General features: G+C 39.7%; 18 protein-coding genes. 15 read left to right on the forward strand and 3 right to left on the reverse strand.

Annotated features, from left to right (window positions below; all coding sequences use genetic code 11):
• Nucleotides 1-9 precede the first annotated feature (9 nt).
• From MWU84_RS15810 to MWU84_RS15830, 5 genes are all read left to right on the forward strand, one after another.
• Nucleotides 10-936, forward strand: coding sequence for a hypothetical protein (locus MWU84_RS15810; RefSeq protein WP_246903274.1), 927 nt, complete (start codon nt 10-12; stop codon nt 934-936).
• Between the two features lie 4 nt (nt 937-940).
• Entirely contained in the window at nt 941-2,992 is a 2,052-nt protein-coding gene (locus MWU84_RS15815) for an alginate lyase family protein (protein ID WP_246903278.1), read from the forward strand.
• Between the two features lie 138 nt (nt 2,993-3,130).
• A complete protein-coding gene (locus MWU84_RS15820) occupies nt 3,131-4,102 on the forward strand; it encodes an acyl-CoA thioester hydrolase/BAAT C-terminal domain-containing protein (RefSeq protein WP_246903282.1) in 972 nt (323 codons plus the stop codon).
• Nucleotides 4,103-4,300: 198 nt separating this feature from the next.
• On the forward strand, nt 4,301-4,741 hold the full coding sequence (locus MWU84_RS15825; protein ID WP_246903293.1) for a cbb3-type cytochrome c oxidase subunit I: 441 nt from the start codon (nt 4,301-4,303) through the stop codon (nt 4,739-4,741).
• 214 nt (nt 4,742-4,955) lie between these two features.
• Complete coding sequence (locus tag MWU84_RS15830) at nt 4,956-6,389, forward strand: amidohydrolase family protein (protein ID WP_246903295.1); 1,434 nt, start codon at nt 4,956-4,958, stop codon at nt 6,387-6,389.
• A gap of 330 nt (nt 6,390-6,719) precedes the next feature.
• On the opposite strand, the gene MWU84_RS15835 is transcribed toward MWU84_RS15830, so the two are convergent.
• Together MWU84_RS15835 and MWU84_RS15840 are read right to left on the reverse strand one after the other, a co-directional pair.
• Nucleotides 6,720-6,989 (reverse strand): hypothetical protein, encoded by a 270-nt coding sequence (locus tag MWU84_RS15835; RefSeq protein ID WP_246903297.1) that lies wholly within the window; start codon nt 6,987-6,989, stop codon nt 6,720-6,722.
• Between the two features lie 9 nt (nt 6,990-6,998).
• A complete protein-coding gene (locus MWU84_RS15840; protein WP_246903299.1) occupies nt 6,999-7,466 on the reverse strand; it encodes a hypothetical protein in 468 nt (155 codons plus the stop codon).
• 547 nt (nt 7,467-8,013) lie between these two features.
• On the opposite strand from MWU84_RS15840, the gene yiaK reads away from it, so the two are divergent.
• The 9 genes from yiaK (at nt 8,014) to MWU84_RS15885 (ending at nt 18,099) form a co-directional block, all read left to right on the forward strand.
• On the forward strand, nt 8,014-9,021 hold the full coding sequence (gene yiaK, locus MWU84_RS15845; protein WP_246903302.1) for a 3-dehydro-L-gulonate 2-dehydrogenase: 1,008 nt from the start codon (nt 8,014-8,016) through the stop codon (nt 9,019-9,021).
• Between the two features lie 29 nt (nt 9,022-9,050).
• Nucleotides 9,051-9,758: a class I SAM-dependent methyltransferase gene (locus MWU84_RS15850; protein WP_246903304.1), complete on the forward strand. Its 708-nt coding sequence runs from the start codon at nt 9,051-9,053 to the stop codon at nt 9,756-9,758.
• A gap of 158 nt (nt 9,759-9,916) precedes the next feature.
• Nucleotides 9,917-10,969 carry a hypothetical protein gene (locus MWU84_RS15855; RefSeq protein ID WP_246903307.1) on the forward strand — a complete coding sequence of 351 codons (1,053 nt, stop codon included), beginning with the start codon at nt 9,917-9,919 and terminating at the stop codon, nt 10,967-10,969.
• A 527-nt stretch (nt 10,970-11,496) separates the two neighbouring features.
• Nucleotides 11,497-11,958, forward strand: coding sequence for a (2Fe-2S)-binding protein (locus MWU84_RS15860; RefSeq protein ID WP_246903403.1), 462 nt, complete (start codon nt 11,497-11,499; stop codon nt 11,956-11,958).
• A gap of 1 nt (nt 11,959) precedes the next feature.
• Nucleotides 11,960-14,221: a molybdopterin cofactor-binding domain-containing protein gene (locus tag MWU84_RS15865; RefSeq protein ID WP_246903310.1), complete on the forward strand. Its 2,262-nt coding sequence runs from the start codon at nt 11,960-11,962 to the stop codon at nt 14,219-14,221.
• A gap of 306 nt (nt 14,222-14,527) precedes the next feature.
• A complete protein-coding gene (locus MWU84_RS15870) occupies nt 14,528-16,156 on the forward strand; it encodes a long-chain fatty acid--CoA ligase (RefSeq protein WP_246903311.1) in 1,629 nt (542 codons plus the stop codon).
• Nucleotides 16,157-16,405: 249 nt separating this feature from the next.
• Nucleotides 16,406-16,897, forward strand: a complete 492-nt coding sequence (locus tag MWU84_RS15875; protein WP_246903314.1) for an RNA polymerase sigma factor — start codon at nt 16,406-16,408, stop codon at nt 16,895-16,897.
• Nucleotides 16,881-17,537, forward strand: a complete 657-nt coding sequence (locus MWU84_RS15880; RefSeq protein ID WP_246903316.1) for a hypothetical protein — start codon at nt 16,881-16,883, stop codon at nt 17,535-17,537. Before MWU84_RS15875 ends, MWU84_RS15880 begins: the two co-directional genes overlap by 17 nt.
• A gap of 109 nt (nt 17,538-17,646) precedes the next feature.
• Nucleotides 17,647-18,099, forward strand: a complete 453-nt coding sequence (locus MWU84_RS15885) for a hypothetical protein (RefSeq protein WP_246903319.1) — start codon at nt 17,647-17,649, stop codon at nt 18,097-18,099.
• Between the two features lie 305 nt (nt 18,100-18,404).
• Here the strand turns inward: MWU84_RS15885 and MWU84_RS15890 are convergent, their stop codons facing one another.
• Nucleotides 18,405-18,782, reverse strand: coding sequence for a cupin domain-containing protein (locus MWU84_RS15890; protein WP_246903322.1), 378 nt, complete (start codon nt 18,780-18,782; stop codon nt 18,405-18,407).
• A gap of 311 nt (nt 18,783-19,093) precedes the next feature.
• Here MWU84_RS15890 and MWU84_RS15895 point away from each other — a divergent pair, with 311 nt between their 5' ends.
• Complete coding sequence (locus tag MWU84_RS15895) at nt 19,094-19,459, forward strand: DUF2200 domain-containing protein (protein ID WP_246903337.1); 366 nt, start codon at nt 19,094-19,096, stop codon at nt 19,457-19,459.
• The last annotated feature ends 87 nt before the right edge of the window (nt 19,460-19,546 follow it).

Below are 19,546 nucleotides of genomic sequence, written 5' to 3' on the forward strand. Positions count from 1 at the left end.
GATTTTGCCTTGGGAACACCGCATGTATTTTTAAGGATTTTTTTAATGGCCCAGCTGCTGATGCATCCTGTGCTTAGCTTGGGTCAGCAAGTTGAAAATGTACCCCTAGCTTTTGACGCCCTAGGTTCAGAGCCCGAAGTGATTTTAATCAACAATAAAATTAAAGTCCCACACCGCCATGGGCATTTTCAGGGGGTGCAACTCATCAATAAAAACGGGACCGAAAAACTTCTTGTTTCCGGGAGTTCCAGATCCAAGGCCTACGTTTTACAGATAGACCTGACAACCCTCAATTCAGAAACCCTAATAACCTTAATGAAAGATCCGTACCGCCATGCCGGAGGAATTCAGGTTAGCGAACCTTATTTGATTGTTGGTATGGAAGATAACATTATAAAAACTACTTCCACAGTAGGTCTATACAATTATCAAAAAAATTCGTTGGCCGATGCCCAGCCTGGCATCACCATAAACCGGGAAGGTGAGGCCAAGCGTTTTACTGCTGGAGCAACGGGCTTGTTGGCCATGGAAGAAGGGTTTTTAGCTGTAGTGGCCAATTGGGACTCTCGTAATTGGGACTTCTACCATGTGGAACCGGAAAATGGGAAACAGGAATTACTTTTTAGTTTTAAGGCTCCCCAAGGTTGGGGGAGTTATCAATCCATCAATCTTATCAAGGATTCATCCGCCATATATGCCATTGGGTTTTATAAAAAAGATATGGTTGCGACTGCCGATCTGATACTTGTTAGCAAGCTAGGGTCTTTTGATCCTATTATGGAAAAAATCAGTTCCAAAACCTTTAACTGTAAGAATGGGGTCGATTTTAATTCGGCCGTGGGCCTGCAAGTAGACCAAAAAGGAAAGCTTCACATTTGGGGAACCCAAGCCGATCCCGCCAAAGTAATTGCCATAAACAAATTTAGTCAGCCATAAGCCCATGTTTAAAATTATCAATACCCTTTTGCTATTTGCCTTTGTATTATGCATCCATAAAAATGCAACTGCGCAGCAGGATTGGCAGGATATAAATACCGTTGAAGAGGTATGCACCAATTACACCGAGACCATTGAAAACATGCTGGATCAATTTAATTTAGACTATCCCGGATTGGAGAAAGTGAAAGGGGAATATATAAACGGCAATTTGGTAAATGCCTGTCATGAGCTATTGGAGTATTACAAAAACGGTAATACAGCATCGGACTTACGTAAAACGCTACCAAAAAAAACGGACCAAACCAAATCAGAGACAGATACCATTTTAAACAATGTTTTTGTGATACAGAATGTTAGGGGAAAAGTCCCCTACCTTACCAATGGCCATCGCGACTGGTATTATAAAGGTCCCAATAATGACAAGGAGTGGGCTTGGCTATCCAATAGGCATAGTCAGTTAAATAGGGTGTTCAATACCTATTTGGAAACCGGAAACCCAAAATATGCCCAATACATAGACCTATTTTTAAAAGATTTTATAATCATGGGTAACCCCTATCCTGCGATAAAAAGTAGCACTTCTGTATGGCGAGGGTTGGAGGTTGCGGCCCGAGCCAAGATATGGTCCAAAATATTTTATGGCTTATTGGAGAGCGAATATATTTCTCCGGCCAGCCAACTATTGTTACTTAGTAGCCTGCCCGACCATGCCCATTATAACCGCAATTTTCACAGCAGCAATAATTGGCTCACTATGGAAATTTCTGCTTTGGCCACCGTGGCCGCCTATTTTCCTGAATACAAGAATTCTGAAGAATGGTTGGACTATGCCATAGAAACCATGACCCAAAGTATGAAGGATCAGGTGTATTCAGACGGGGTACAAACCGAGCTAAGTTCTCATTACCATAACGTCTCCTTGCACAATTTTGAACTTTTCCAGGAAATCTGTGATAGGGCCAACAGGAAGTTGCCCGATTTTTACAACCGAACTATTGAGGCAATGTACGGCTACATTGCCCATATGGTGAGACCTAGTGGTTTTAGGGTGATGAACAATGACGGGGACAGGGGAAGTGACCAAAACCTTATATTGAAGGGAGCCAAAAAATTTGGTCATGAGGATTGGAAATACATTGTCACCAACGGACAAACAGGTAGACGGCCCGAAGACGGCCCCTCCTATTTTTATCCTTGGGCAGGGCATTTTGTTTCCCGAAGCGACTTCGATAGGGATGCCCATTGGTCTTTTTTTGATATGGGACCCTGGGGAAGTGGCCACCAACATAATGATAAGCTACACCTTTCCGTTTCCGCTTATGGCCAGGATTTCCTGGTAGACTCAGGAAGATTTGCCTATACGGGGGAGGTTGCGGAGAAATTCCGCCCCTATGCCAAAAGCAGTGCCGCCCACAACCTTCTACTCATCGACGGAAAGGGGCAGCAAAATGGACCAAGACTGGCGGACAAACCATTGGGCGAAGACCATTTTAAAATAGCCACAAATTTTGATTATGCCTCCAGTTCCTTTGACCAGTATATAGATGTGGAAGGAACTGCAAAACATACCCGGGTGGTTTTCTATGTACGCGGGCAATTTTGGGTGGTTGTGGACAATATAGAAACGGACAAGCCACGGAGAATTGATGCCCTCTGGCATTGGCACCCGGAAAACAAAGTGGTAAAGGACAGATACAAGGTGAAAACCCTTAATGAAAGGGGGAATTTGACGCTTGTTCCGGTTAGCCGTCAAAACTTCGATATCCAACTTATCAAAGGGCAGGAAACCCCAGAAATACAAGCTTGGTATAGTCCAGAGTACAATTTGTACGAACCCAATACCACCAGCTCCTATAGCTGTGAAATAAAAGGGAATACCACTTTGGTATGGTTGCTAATGCCATCGGAAAAGGAAAACCCCAGTATAAAAGCAAAGATAAAATCGAAAAACAAAGAGGGGATTACGCTTAGTGTATCGGCCAAAGAGAAGAAATGGCTGCTGAACATTCCTTTTTACGGAAGTGCCAATGCCGCAATGGAAAAATCACAGTAGTTTGGTTTGGTAAAAATCCGGGCCCAAGGCCCATCAATTTTCATAAGAGGCTAAGCTCAGAAGGATTTTAAAGATTTGTTATATTGTCGTTTAAAGAGATATACAATCTAATATTGTTGTTAAGAACATACCCGAAAAATGGGCATAAGCAGAAAATATATTATTGGGATTGTAATTACGATACTCTTAGTCATCGGATATTTTATAGCGGACAGTATACTATTCAGTGGTGTAAAGGCGAGAACTATAAATGAAAATGGTATTCAGGCAAATTATTTTGTAAAAACCAATACCAAGAGAAGCACATCAATAGTTTTGATAGGTGGAGGGCAATGGGGAGATTACTGGGGGCAACAGTTTGCGAACAGAGGATATAGTGGTTTATCATTACCGTATACCCAAAGGGAAGGGTTACCCAAATTACCTGAGGAAATTAACTTAGAATACTTTGAAAAAGCTTTGGCATGGTTAAAAAAACAGCCAGAAGTTGATCCAAATAAAATAGTTGTGATGGGAGCATCAAGAAATGCGGAATTGGCATTATTACTTGCTTCCGTATTCCCAAGATCTATTAGCGGAGTTGTTGCCTACGCACCCAGCGCTGTCTCTTGGTCCAATACAGTTTTACCATACAATTCCAAGGAATTGAAATCGAGCTGGAAATACAAAGGGCTTGATATTCCATACGTGCCCATGGACAAAATCTCTGGAAACCAATTGAATGGCATTAACATGCTGGAATATTGGAATAAGGGTTTGCAAAAAGCAGATTTCATAGGGCAAGCGGCTATTAAAGTAGAAAAGATCAATGGACCTATTCTACTTTTTTCCGGAAAAGATGATCAGGTTTGGCCATCATCAATAATGGCCGATATGATAGAAAAAAGATTGGAAACCAATACGTTTGAACACTCTTTTCAAAATATAAAATATGATAACGCTGGACACTTAATTTCTAGCAACCCCGATGATAATACGAGTTACAGGACTGGAACAATTAATATTAGTGGAAAAGATTATGAATATGAATATGGCGGAAATAATGATGGGGATTTTAAAGCTAAACGAGACGCCAAATTGAAATTGATGGAATTTTTAGAAAAAATATAAATAAGGCGCAAATACGAGCAAAATAGCTTCAACATATTGGATAATGGCCTTCCGGAAGCTTCCTTGATATTTGCTTCTAACGACAAATTTACTCCATAACCAGGTATAATTGCAAGTTTACCTCTTAGTGTTGTCTTATAAAAAACCCTGGCACCTAATCGCACAATATTCTAAAAGAAATCGCTAACCTAAAATAAAATGAACTCCATAATTGATAAACCTCATTTGATTTTTTTACCTACCATTCCAATCATCTTGCTTATTGGATTTTTGAGCGGGGATTCAATATTGGATTTTAATATTGCGGACACCTATTACGTAATTGCAAGCAATGATTTATCTATATTTCTTGCTATGCTTTTTGCAATAATGGGCTTGGGTTATTGGATTATAAAAAGAGTTAATGGAACCTTATCAGTAAGGCTTAATTGGTTTCATATAGGATTAACTTTTGGTGGAACTATAATTGCGCTTATTTTATCCCAATTTTACAGGGAAAATATAATGGAATTTGAATTTAATAATGGTCTTACTTTGATCATTTCATTAGTAATCCTGATTACCATTTTAGGTCAGATAATTTTCCCGATCAATATTATCTGCGGTATACTAAATAAGAAAAATAAATCCACTAAATAGCATTGACAATAACTAAGTCCTGCCCTTTTTAAAGGATAAAATTCATTACTTTTAATATGGCCCGATTTCGATGATGTAAAGACGCACGATGCCCAAAAACATAGTAAGCCGGATTTTCTGCGTTCCGGTAGTAAGTTTTAGCCTGTATTTGCTAAATTAGTTACCCAAACATCGAAACTAATCTAAAACCATCACATTTGAGACCATTGGATAAATGAAACTATTAAAACGCTTTTTTAAAATTGTCCTAGGGATTGTTGCAATGGTGGCTATCGCGGTCATCATCGTATTGGTAATGGATACATTGGGCACCAATTATTTGAAAGACGGGAATGGGGCGGTTTCCAATAATTCCACATACCTTATCACCAATGCAAATATTATCCCTTTGCATCGAGATACTGTCCTGGTGAATAAAATGGTGTATATCCAGAATGGTATAATTAAAAAAATCTCCGAAAACCTCGATATCAAAAATATAGAGGTTGTTGATGCAAAAGGTAAATATCTACTGCCTGGACTTATAGATATGCATGTACATGTATGGGACAGATACGAGCTTGGACTGTACCTTTCCAATGGCGTTACTGCAGTCAGAAACGTGTGGGGCACGCCAATGCATTTAAGAATCAAGTCAGAGGTAAATAGTGATAAAATTATTTCGCCCCATTTTTTTACGACAGGGCCAAAACTCACAGGCCCAGAGTTTATAGGTGATGATAATTTAAATCTAACACAGCCCAAGGAAGCTGCAGAAAAGGTGGTTTCATATCAGCATAGAGGTTATGATTTTATTAAAACCTATTATGGCTTGGACAAAGAATTATTTGATGCCGTTATTGAGCAGGCGGCAATTTCCAAAATCGATATCGTTGCACATCCTTCACAAAAAGTACCCTTTTCGTATCACTTAAATCCACAGATAAAATCTATTGAACATGCTGAAGAAATTGTGCAGCAACCTTTACAATTCAATTTGGACACCGTTCAACTACGACCTATAATCGATTCAATTTCGAATTCCAAGCACAGCAGTTTTTGCCCCACCATCACCGTATTCAATAATATCTATCAGATGTTGTTGAACGATTCTATTTTGGATTCTGAATCCTTGTTCTATATGAACCCGCTTATCAAAAAAGTGGACAGCAAAAATCAATTTGACCGCTGGCACAATGCCAAGCAGGAAGATTTGAGCGTAGTGGACAGAATAAAAAATCAACATGATTTTCATTTAAAGATCATTGCCCAACTCCACAAGGCCGGTGTGCCGATTATCTGTGGAACAGATGCCGGAATAGGAGTTACCATACCTGGCTTCTCAATTCATAAGGAACTGGCATTTTATAAGGAGGCTGGACTTTCCAATTACGAGGTTTTGAAAACAGCTACGGTAAATGCTGCCCAAACACATTCCATTATGAACCAACTGGGAAGCATTGAAACGGGGAAGGTTGCTAATTTGTTGCTCTTGGATAGTAACCCTTTATTGGAACTATCAACGTTGGAAAATCCTTCATCTGTTTTTGTAAAGGGAAGGAAAATAAATAGAAATACACTCCAAAAGTTTAAAGAAATGGCTAGGAAAAGGAAGAACTTAATGGCCTCAGGGCTTAGATACTTGGAATACTTACTCATTGAAAAATAGGCCAAAGCTAATAATACACATGAAATAAAAGTAGCACACGGGATGTTATCCCTACTATAATCAACCTCAAAACAAATGATAAATACCATACAAATTACCTCCCAACACATGCAGGGTGTACTCTAGAAACTGTTCTTAAAATATAAGTTCACCCAGGAAAAGGCCCAATTGCTGGCCCAAACCTATACCGAGAGTACCTTAATGCAATTTACTTAGGCTTGAAGTATTAATCCTGACCCAGGTAACCTCAATGCAACAAATTTGAATTATTGTTTATATTGCATCCCATTCTAAGTAATGTATAATACCTAACCTTGATTTCAAAGGGTTTTAATGGAATTTAATCGGTTCTGTTGATGTAATTTTCTTTTCATTTTTCAAACTCTTATTACCCTTTACAGTAATCTTTAAAGAGCCAAATTCAATATTAATATATAAGAATAGTGTATAAATGAACAATGCTATTCCAAACATTTCCATAGCCTCTTCTATGGTCATCAATATTATATATGCCCAATTTTCCTCGCCTCCAATAAAAGCAATCTTGGCAGTTATCATTTCTACACCAACACTACCCATTATAAAAATGGCTCCTGCCAATATCATATACTACCTCACCCTAGACTGAAGTGCCATTACAAACCTAAAATAAGTAGTACCTAGTAACAAAATCAGAATACCATAAGGAATTACCCAACCAAAATATAAAAATCCGGTAGTTTTGAACGATTTTTGAACCATTCCGGATAAATGTTCATGTATTACGCAAATTTCGTCAATACTTAGAAACATAAATACTAGGCCAAGACCAAACCAGGATAAATATTTTTCCTGAAGATCCTTCTTTTTCAAGGCAATTAAAATTAGTATTAAACCTGAAAGCGATAGGGCACATGCAGAATAAAAAGTAGGAACGGCCATTTCATTATCCAAATAAAATAGCTTAACAAAAAAGTCAACAAATTTATTATCCACATTAAGTTGGAGTCCTTTACCAAGGGTACTTAATACAATTAAGGTTGCTATGATAATACTCAAAAATCTTAGAACATATTTGGGGGATAACTTCTTCTTCATAAGTTTTTATTATAATTCACTAATAATTTAATCGTAAATTTAGCGGTCTTCATGACTGCTTTGACAAACTTTATGGAAGCCTTTAAACCCATAGGTATTTCAAAATTTCTCCCAACTTCCTCTTCAGTTTAAGTCTATTGCAGATTGAAAAAGCATGCTACAAAACTCAAATGTAAATCAAATGTTAATCAAATGTTAATCAAATGTTAATCAAATGTTAATCAAATGTAAACATTGTACAAAAAAATATGTAATAGTTCGGATTAAGGGTTTGTTTTTTGGTTGAAATTAATGGATCAGGTGCCCAATCAATGCATTCAACTTATAACATGCCCTTTATAAATTTGTTAAATTGAACTTTTATTTAAAAGGAGTGGTTTATTGAATGAAGTTAATATGGGCATTGACCATCTCAATGGTATGCGATAACCATACTTAAAAGAATATGTACATTTATTAAGGAATTGTACCAAGATGAATTAGATTCGTATTAATCTCGATAACAAAAGCGAAGAAACTAGTAATCACCCTTTAATTGAAAAAAACCATGCAAATTACCTCACAACAAATGCAGGATGTACTCTACAAACTGTTCTTAAAATATAAGTTCACCCAGGAAAAGGCCCAATTATTGGCCCAAACCTATACCGAGAGTACCTTGGCCGGGGTAAATTCCCATGGCATAAACCGTGTGCCCCTATTTTTGGAATATGTGGAAAACGGTAGCGTTAAAATTAATGCAGAAGCAGAAAAAGTAGAATCCTTTGGCAGTATAGAACGTTGGGACGGGAATTATGGTCCGGGCATCATCAATGCTACCAAGTGCGCCAAGCGCGCCGTAGAACTGGCCAAAACACACGGAATGGGCCTAGTTGCATTGCGCAACACCAATCACTGGATGCGCGGCGGCACCTACGGACAACTGGCTGCGGATGCCGGTTGCATTTCCATTCTATTTACCAACACTCAACCCAATATGCCACCTTGGGGCGGTAAGGACAGTCGAATTGGCAACAACCCGTTCATTGTATCCATACCAAGGAAAGGAGGAAATGTAGTATTGGATATGGCCATTTCCCAGTTCGCTTTTGGGAAGATCAACGACTATAAACTTAGGGGCAAAAAACTTCCCTTTCCAGGGGGCTGGGATGCCAATGACGAACTTTCCAACGATCCAGAGAAAATTACGGTAAAGGAACGTGGTCTCCCCATTGGGTATTGGAAAGGTTCCGCCCTGTCCATAATTTTGGATATGTTGGCCACCCTTTTGTCCGCGGGCAATTCTACCTATAAGGTAGGACAGAAAGATTTTGAAACCGGGATTTCCCAGATATACCTCTGCATTTACCAAGAAGTATTTCACGACAAGGCACTGCAGGAAAAACTGTTAAACGAAATTATCGACTATACCCATGACGTGGAACCCATGCAGGCCGGAAATAAGATATATTTTCCCGGGGAAAGGAGTGCCCTTACCAGGGAAAAAAATTTAAAGAACGGGATGCCCGTTAGCGAAAGTGTTTGGGAGAAGATAATGACCCTGTCCGAATCATAACAAATTAAGAAAAAATATACTTTACACGAATGAAAAAATCCAGCGTAGCGGAAATCAGGGAACGGTTCGACAAGGATGTGGAGCGCTTCTCCAATTTGGATACTGGGCAACTTACTACTATAGACGCCAAAATTTCCTTGGAATTGATTACCGAAGCGGCCAGAAGAATTGTACCAAAGGCAGACCAGTTGCTGGATATTGGATGTGGTGCGGGAAACTATTCCTTAAAAATGCTCTCCAAGCTCCCCAACCTGGAATGTACCTTGGTAGACCTTAGCGGTCCTATGTTGGATAAGGCCAACGAAAGGGTGTCCGAACAGACTAATAAAAATGTACATTTGGTAAAAGGGGATATTAGGGAGGTACCCTTAAAACAAAACCATTTCGATATCATTTTGGCAGGGGCTGTACTACATCATTTAAGGGATGATCATGATTGGGAATCAACTTTTAAAAAAATATATGAAATATTAAAGCCAGGAGGTTGCTTTATGATTTCCGACCTGATTACACAGGACACCGAAATACTCAATTCCTATACCTGGGAAAGATATGGGGACTATTTAGAGGAATTGGGAGGAAAGGACTATAGAACAAAGGTGTTGGACTATGTGGACAAAGAGGATTCCCCCAGATCTATGAACTATCAACTGGACCTAATGAAAAAGATAGGTTTCAGTAAGGTGGAGATATTGCACAAGAATATGTGTTTTGGAGCTTTTGGGGGTATAAAATAGTGGAGCAAAAACGATGATCATTTTTTGGATCATCCTATACTCCCATTCTACTTAAGCTCTGAATTTTTTTTAGAAAATTGAAAATTAATTTTAAAGAATTGGTGGGGATGACAACAAATCTAAAATACTGTTTTAAGTGCTTTTTATTTTTTTGGTCGATGGGACTAATTTCCTGTGGCTCAACTACTACAAAAACCGTTGAAATTAGGGGTGTTTATGGAAATCCTAAACCTCTATGGGACAAAGGGTATAAACTCAACGACCTTGGAGTAAATGCCATATTTGTTCACAGTGGATCCATTAATGCGGATATGATCATTCGTGCAAGGGCCGAAGGAGCCCGGGTTTATGCCGAATTCGCCACTTTGAACGGAAAAGGTTATGTGGATACCCATCCAGAAGCCTGGGCCATAAATGAAAAAGGAGAAAGAGTTGAGGCCGCCACTTGGTTTATGGGGGTTTGCCCTACCGAACCCGGTTTTAGAAAATATCGTTTTGACCAGCTGCGCGACTTACTTCTGGAATATAATCTAGATGGGGTCTGGATGGACTATGTGCACTGGCACGCCCAATTTGAGGATCCAGAGCCTATTTTGCCAGAAACTTGCTTTTGCAGGCATTGTCTAAATAGCTTTTCAAAAGATTGCAACATCCGTTTGCCGGATGCCACCACTCCTGAAAAGGCAGAATATATCCTTAACAACCACGATTCAGCCTGGCGAAAATGGCGTTGCGGAGTTATTTATGATTGGACTGCCAATATGAAGAGTATTATGGCCGAAATTAAACCCAATGCTCTACTTGGCCTTTATCATTGTCCGTGGAACGACGAAGAATTTAATGGCGCCAGGGAACGTATACTGGGATTGGATTATGATCTTTTAAAGAAAACCGTAGATGTATTTTCTCCCATGGTATACCACCAAAGAATGGGAAGAGCCCCCAATTGGGTACGGGAGAACATAGAATGGTTTAGCAAAAAGATTGGAGCTGAAGAAAATGTCTATCCTAAAATATGGCCCATCGTTCAGGCGTATAATGAGCCGGGTATTGTTACCAAGGAAGCATTTGAAAATGTATTGCGTGGAGGACTAGCCGGGAAATCTACCGGAGTAATGATGTTTACCACCAATGCCATAGCAGAGGATGAAGATAAAACAGAGGTGATGAAAAAGGTGTATAATGAAGTCCAGGGAAAAACTCCTGAATAAACAATGCATTAGGCAAACACTGCCCCTTTACTGGCACGAGTAAGATGCCCGTCTGCCGATAGGCAGGTTCAATCTCTGGTTATGACTTTAAACATTGGAAACCTTGAACCCAATCCGCCCACTGCAAACTGCCACTACCAACTCAATAAAAACCTTGAACTTTTAATTACCAATCACGTGTTGTCTTCTCGAGAAAAGTCGAGAGGTATAGGACAATAATAACTTCTATTTTGGTCTCGACTGCTCGACCGGACAACCTTATTCAGTCAAGGTCAAATTGTCTATGCCTGAATTTAGAACCTCTAACTTTCACCCCTTGTGTACCATAATAGGCCAACGAGAGCAAGATGACTGTGTACCGAATAAATTATGCATTAAGGTCTGAGCAATTGATTTATTTATTAACTTAATGCTCAATATGGGGCAGGACTATTCTTAATCAAAAATTTAGTACAACACAAAAGCCTTATTAGGCCTATCCAATTACATGTCGCCATATGGTTATTAATCAAATAATGATATTGCCCATGGAAAAATTCACCTTAAACATCAATGACCAGAAGCTCTCTATTGAATGCGCTCCCGACACTCCTTTGTTATGGGCGCTACGTGATCAATTGGGCCTGACCGGGACCAAATACGGTTGCGGAATAGCCGTATGTGGATCCTGTACAGTACATCTGGACGGTACGGCTGTGAGGTCCTGCAGCTTGCCAATTTCCGCCATCAACGAAAGAGCTATTACCACTATTGAAGGTGTCGGCAAAGATGAACTCCACCCCGTACAAAAAGCGTGGATCGCCGAGAACGTTCCCCAATGTGGTTTTTGCCAAAGTGGGCAAATCATGTCTGCTATAGCTCTATTGGAGCAAAACCAAAATCCGTCCGACGCGGACATCGACCAAGCCATGTCTGGCAATATTTGCCGCTGTGGCACCTACGTCCGAATTAGAAGTGCTATTAAGAATGCTGCTAAAAACAACGTGTAATATGAAACCGAACACTTCCAATAATAAACTGTTTAAAGTAAGTAGAAGAGATTTCGTGAAAATCGGGGCCATGGGTAGCACTGGTTTGATCCTTGGCATTCCTTTGGCGTGCAAGCAAAACAAAAATACCTTTTTAACCGGACGGGAAGATGCAGTTTTTGCCCCTAACGTATATATTTCGATTTTAGGAACCGGGGAAGTACAACTTATAGCCCACCGCTCGGAAATGGGTACGGGTATTAGAACCAGCCTACCTCTGGTCATGGCTGATGAAATGGAGGCTGATTGGACCAAAGTGAGCATAATACAAGCCATTGGGGATGCAAAATATGGCGACCAAAATACAGATGGTTCCTATAGCGTTCGAATGTTCTATCATCCGTTAAGGGTAGCCGGTGCTACGGTAAAATTAATGCTGATGCAAGCAGCGGCCCAAGAATGGCAGGTGGATATTTCAGAATGCAAGGCGTTTAATCATGAAATAGTTCATAGTTCAGGTAAGAGTTTTGGCTATGGCTATCTGACCGAAAAAGCAGCAGCCCTGCCCATTCCTGAGGAAAGTGAAGTTACCTTAAAAGACTCAAAAGATTTTAAATTTATTTCCAAGGAAACGGTCATCTATGACTTGGAGGACATCGTGACCGGGAAAGCCGTCTATGGACTGGATAAGCAGATCCCGGATCTCAAGGTAGCCGTCATAAAAAGGAATCCTGAGGCCGGGGCGGGATTAAAATCGTTTAATAGCGATAATGCCACTGAAATTGATGGTGTCTCCAAGGTTTACAAAATGGAGGCCACTGCCTTTCCAATGGGTTTTAATGCGCCCTTGGGCGGAATTGTAGTGGTTGCCAACAACACATGGACCGCATTAAAGGCAAGGGATGCAGTGGAAGTGGTTTGGAAAAAGGGCATCAATGCCGGCTATGACTCCAACGTCTTTATGGAACAGATGCAACGCTCCGTTCAGAAAAAAGGGCATGTTAAAAGACAAGAGGGTTCGGCAACCAAAGCTTTAAGAGAGGCTGCGAAGGTCATAGAATCGGATTTTATGGTCCCGCATTTGGCGCATTCCCCAATGGAGACCCCATGCGCGGTGGCTCGCTACAATGCTGATGGCACTTGCGAAATATGGGCTCCGGTACAATCGCCGCAATGGGTACAACAGGCAGTTGCAGCGGCCTTGGGCATCGAGGAACCCAAAGTAATCGTAAACGTTACCCTATTGGGCAGCGCCTTTGGCCGTAAATCCAAACCCGATTTTGTTGTGGAAGCAGCCTTGATCTCCAAAGAAATTAACGCTCCCATAAAATTGTTATGGACTAGGGAAGATGACATACAGCACGATTTTTTCCATTCCAATTGTGCACAACATATAAAAGTGGGAATCGACAAAAACAATAAGGTCACTTCCTGGGTACACCGTTCAGCCTTTCCATCCATTTCCGGTACGGCCAGTCCAGATGCTAAAGGACCTTCTTCGGACGAGTTGTGCATGGGTGTTTTGGATATGCCTTTCGAAATTGAAAATGTATCCTGCGAAGCCCTGGATGCAAACGCACAGATCAGGATCGGGTGGCTGCGATCTGTTCACAATATCAACCATGCCTTTGCCATTGGTTCTATAGTAGACCAAGTGGCCCAGGCCAGACAGATGGACCCCATAGACAATATGCTGGACCTATTGGGGAGCGATCGTAAAATAAATTTTGCCGCCCTGGTGGAAGGGTTCAACAACTATAATGTAAAGTTGGAAGACTACCCATGTGACACCCAACGTTTTAAAAAGGTGGTACAATTGGTAAAAGAAAAATCCGGATGGGGCAAAAGCCTGCCAGAAGGTCAAGGAATGGGTTTTGCTGCACATAGGAGCTTTCTCACCTATGTTGCCTGTGTGGTAGAAGTGGAAGTAGATGACAACAATATCAAAATACCCATGGTCCATTATGCGATCGATTGCGGAGTTCCGGTGAATCCAGACAGGATCCGGGCCCAATTCGAGGGAGGTGCTGCCTTTGGAGCCAGTTTGGCCTTAAAAAGTGAGATCAATGTTAAAAAAGGGGCCGTTGTAGAAGACAATTTCAGTAACTATCACGTAGCCCGTATGGCGGACGCGCCGATAAACACAGCAGTACATTTTGTGGAAAATGAAGAAAAACCAACAGGTGTTGGGGAACCCCCGGTTCCCCCGTTTATCCCGGCCCTTTGCAATGCCATATTTATGGCTACCGGGAAAAGGATTACTAGATTGCCAATAAAGCTTTAGGTCTGTTGGGCGGTATTCAGGGTTAGCGAACTACATAAGACCGGCCAGCCAGCTAATGGAATCAAGAACGTTGCGTTGTAAGAGCCATTAAACTTGACTATTTTTTTGGCCACAATCTCTATACCAATTGCTTTTGGCTATTAGCTCTGGGTACCTTATCTATCATGATTGTCCAGACCCCGGTTTATTAGATAAATTCAGTAAACCTATTGACAAACGCCGAATAATAAAAGAATCGAAATTTCAATTTCAATAATTTGAAACGAGGGTCTAAGACTTATAAAAAAACCAAAATCAAATTTTACTATGGAAGGTCTAATGATGAATTATCCCCTTACAACAAATACCATTCTGGAATATGGCAATAGGGTCTTTCACCATAAAAAAATAATAACTTACCTCCCCGATGGTACAAGGCATGAGTATACTTTTGGTGCTATGTACCATCGGTGCAAGAAGTTGGCCAATGCACTGACCAATAAGCTAGATATTAATAAAGGGGATATGGTAGGTACATTTGCTTGGAACCATGGCCCCCATGTAGAATTGTACTATGGAGTACCTGGTATTGGGGCTATTTGCCACACCATTAACATTCGCCTTTCAAGTCATCAGACAGAATATATCATTAACCATTCAGAGGACAAAGTTATTTTTGTAGATGCTACATTGGTACCCCTTTTGGAGAAAATTGCCCCATTGCTTGAGACTGTGGAACATTATGTTCTTATTAATTCCCCTGCCAATTTTAAAACCACTTTACCCAATACCCTTAATTATGAAGATTTATTGGCTGAGCAATCTGAAAATTTTGAATGGCCTTTATTGGATGAAAATGATGCTAGTGGAATGTGCTATACCAGTGGTACCACTGGCCTTCCCAAAGGGGCATTGTACTCCCACAGGGCCACTTATTTACATGCGGCCACCATTATTTCCCCAAATGCAGCTAATTTCTGCAGTCAGGATACGGCCTTGTTAATTGTACCCCAATTTCATGTGATGGCTTGGGGATTTCCATATTTGTGCCTTATGTCAGGAACAAATATGGTAATGCCATCTTCCAATTTGCAACCTGAGGCCCTCATCAAAATCCTCGAAAAAGAAAAAATCAACAAAGCTAATGGGGTACCTTCTATTTGGATGGGAATCTACCAAGCTATGAAAAAGAACCCGCCCACTGAGAAACTGACCCTTCAAGAATATCTCGTTGGCGGCTCTGCCCTGCCAGCAAGTCTTATTGAGGCATTTGAAAAAGATTTTGGAATAAAAGGGATCCACGCTTGGGGAATGACGGAGACTTCACCTTTGGGTACAGCCTGCCGATTGCAATCAAAACATGAGCAATTATCCTATTCCGAAAAACTTAAAATCAGAGCTAAACAGGGCATAAGTTTCCCAGGATTGGAGTTAAGGGTGATCAAAGAGGATGGCTCTCTGGCTGCACGGGATGGAAAATCTATGGGAGAATTACATATTAAAGGGGCCTGGGTTATAAGCTCTTATTTTAAAACGAACAATCAAGAGAATTTTACAGATGATGGTTGGTTTAAAACTGGCGATGTGTGTACCATTGATCAAGATGGCTATATGGAAATTACAGACAGAACCAAAGATCTCATAAAAAGTGGTGGCGAATGGATATCCAGTGTAGCCTTGGAATCTGCCTTAATGTCCCATCCAAAAATAAGGGAAGCGGCCGTAATTGCGGTACCTAACAAAAAATGGGCGGAAAGACCTTTGGCTGCTATTGTTGTGGCGGATAATCAAGATAAACCTTCCGTTGATAATTTGATTGAATTTTTATCGAAAGACTTTGCCAAATACCAGGTTCCAACGAACTATGTCTTTATTTCCGAAGTGCCAAAAACCAGTGTTGGGAAATTCGACAAAAAAGTGCTTAGAAAACAATTTGCCGAAGGAAAACTGAAGTAACATAAATTGGAATCAAAAGAGCTAGTGAGCAAAGTAGCCCAACATGCAGTGCTCCCCAACCTCAAAGTAGTAACATTTATTTTGGCATTTCTGTCATGTCCGCAAATCATGGTTAGATCTCACAACTTTAAACCTTGAACCAATAGCTGAACATTGTTTCCCACTGCGCCATTAGAAAATATTCCATAATTATTTTACATAAAGTGTAATAATTCCAATAAACCGCCACTAACATAAATAAAAACCATATTGAGCAGCGATTTTTACAAAACCTCTATTTTACCTTTTTCAGGTATAATCATAAAATTATGCCGGGCATATACCAATTCTCAGGAAGATTTTGAAGATTATTACCAAGAAGTATGTTTACAGATATGGAGAAGTAAAGAAAACTTTCGTAAAGAGTCCGAATGGAGTACCTGGGTTTACAGAGTTTCGCTAAATGTTTGTTTGACGTTACTTAAGAAAAAGAAAAATAATATACAGCATTTTGTATCAGATGCCATGCCGGCTGCAGAAACTGAAAATAATTACGCCTTTTCGGATGAGTCGTTAAATCTACTTTATGATGCTATTCGACAACTATCCGAAATTGATAGAGCCATTATCATGCTCTACCTGGAAGAAAAACCATATCAGGAAATCGCCGATATACTAGGTACCAACCCAAATAATATTGGTGTACGCATAAAAAGAATTAAAACAAGACTAAAAAAAATATTGGATGGAAAAATCTATTGAAAATATATGGAAAGAAGGTTTTCTTAAAAGTGATGCATTGGTAGCTCCTAAAGTTATTAACCTTTACAATCAAAAATCAATTCATATCATTGATAAATTTAAACGAATGTTTAAAATAAACTTGATTGCTCTTGTTGCCTTTTCGTTTGTCTTTCTAATTGTATCGTATTTTGTTGGAATACCCATAATGGGTGCTATCTTTTTTGTGACACTCATTGTAGTTGTTATTATCAACAGGCGTTTGCTTAATGATTTGGAAAAAATCGACAAGGGAGTTAGTAGCTATCAATACCTGAAGGCTTTCAATCAATGGATACAAAAGCAAATATCTGTCAATAAGAAAATTTCAACCTTTTTGTACCCAATTATACTTATGTCGATCATTTTAGGTTTTTGGTATAAGGATGCTGCGGGTATACCTTTAGGGAAAAGGCTTGTGGATGAGCTTATAATCAATTTCCCAAATATCTATCTTGTTCAAGGGATACCGTTAATAGCCATTATAATTATCATTTTCACTCTAGGTGTATTGGCATATTTTGGTGGTAGAATTTACCAATGGGATTTAAACTTGGTATATGGCAGGGTGTTCAGAAAATTGGAGGAACTAATGTCGGAAATGGAAGAATTGAAAAAATAACATTTCTTAATGCCCCTTGTTTAAAAGCTTTTCAAATTTTACCTAAAAAAACAAGTTTACCTGTAATAAATTTTGTTTAGAGCCACTAACCAAGAAAGCATCAAAAATTATGACACTAAAAAATGCACTTCAGGTATTTGAAAGTTTAGTATCAAAGACGAATAAAAAATCTGAAATTAAGGTTTACCAAGAGTTTATTCAAATTATAAATAGTTTGGAGCAAAGAAATTTATCTGCAGCAGAAATTGCCGCTATACAAGCGAAGCTTACTGCCTTTAATTTGGAATCTGATCCTAAGAACAGAATAAAATTCTTTAAGAAAGCACTTGGACAGTTCAAGAAATACTTAAAGGACTATTTATCATTAACTTCCAAAGGTTACTATAGCAGTTTGGGCATTGGTTTGGGAATGAATTTAGGAATTCTTTTTGGAATCGTGATATTGTCGGGATTAGAGCGGTCTTTAGGTATTTCGTTGGGAATTTCTTTGGGGATGATATTTGGCTTAATTATTGGCCAATCCATGGACGCCAAGGCTACAAGGGAGGACAAGGTGTTGTAGCCGAAACAAGCATGTATAGCTGCTACAAAAATTGACCTATAAGGGACATCAGTTTGCCTATACTTCCATATTAGAAGATGAAAGTCAATTACCTCAGGGCAGGCCTACCTGCCGGTAGGCAGGCAAGCGTCGGAGAATTTTAATCTCGTTTATCGAGTAAAATCTAATGACTAAGACAATGTATGCCTGCCCCAGGAAAAACCGGTCCAAGCATTTTTCAAAGGCTCATATAAAATTAATTACATAAGGGTTGCGCTTAATTGCAAGGAACTTTGCGCAACTATTGTTCACGGGTTAAATGTATTTTATCCGCCCATTTCAGCCATTTTCATTCCCACATGACTAATTACTTCATTGAACTCTTTTGATGGGTTAAAATCGATCATTTTTACATCTTCCTGAACGATCGCAGTATGACCCGATGGCATGTAAAAAACATCGCCTTTTTCCAATAATTCTTTTTTCCCATCATCGTAGATGACCATCATGGATCCCTCTAGGATATAACCCCAATGAGGACAATGACAGCTATCATTGTTTAATCCCTGTAAGAGCGGTGTAAAATCTGTGCCTTTTGGCAATTCATTGAAACAAACGGTCATTCCCCCAAAATCGGGCAGGGCCCTCATGGTAGTATCCGGTGCTTGCATGGTTGTTGGAATACTTTCCTTTCTAATTTTCATAATAGTAAATGTTTAGTGTACAGTAAGTTACAAAAAATATATTACGCTGAACAATGATCAAAATTATCTTCCACAATCCATTCAAGCGGCCTGCCTAGGCTTTAATCCCTCATATTTATTAACTTAGAGTGCGGTTACATAAACCCATGTATCAGCGCAGAAAGGGTCTATAACATATGGCCAAGCCCTTGGGTCCAAATGTGGCTGGATCGCACAATTAGTACAGTGTGGATAGAAGTGCTATTGGGTTAAGGATTTAAAAAAGTAATCACTTACTAAGAAAATGGATAATTGGAACTAAAACTTTTATAATGAAAACAACACCAGAACACGATGAGCGGATAGCGAAAATGACCTTCAGTTCAGTGTACCCGCACTATATCACCAAAGTAGAAAAAAAAGGTAGGACGAAAGACGAATTGCATCAAGTAATAGAATGGCTAACAGGTTTTGATGAAAAGCAGCTAAAAGTACTTATAGCTGAAAAGGTCACTTTTACCACCTTCTTTGACAAAGCAACATTACATCCCAATGCCCCTCTCATTAAGGGTGTTATCTGCGGTTATAGGATCGAAGAAATTGAAACCCCCTTAACGCAACAAGTACGCTATTTGGACAAGTTGGTGGATGAATTGGCCAAGGGAAGAAAGATGGAGAAGATATTACGAACTGTGTAGACAGACTGTACTTTAGGATATTAGCCATAATACAAAGATTCTCTACTTACTGCCTTTTCATTGCTGCTATTTATAGATAGTGCAAAA

The organism is Arenibacter sp. F20364 (assembly GCF_023015905.1).
GTDB lineage: Bacteria > Bacteroidota > Bacteroidia > Flavobacteriales > Flavobacteriaceae > Arenibacter.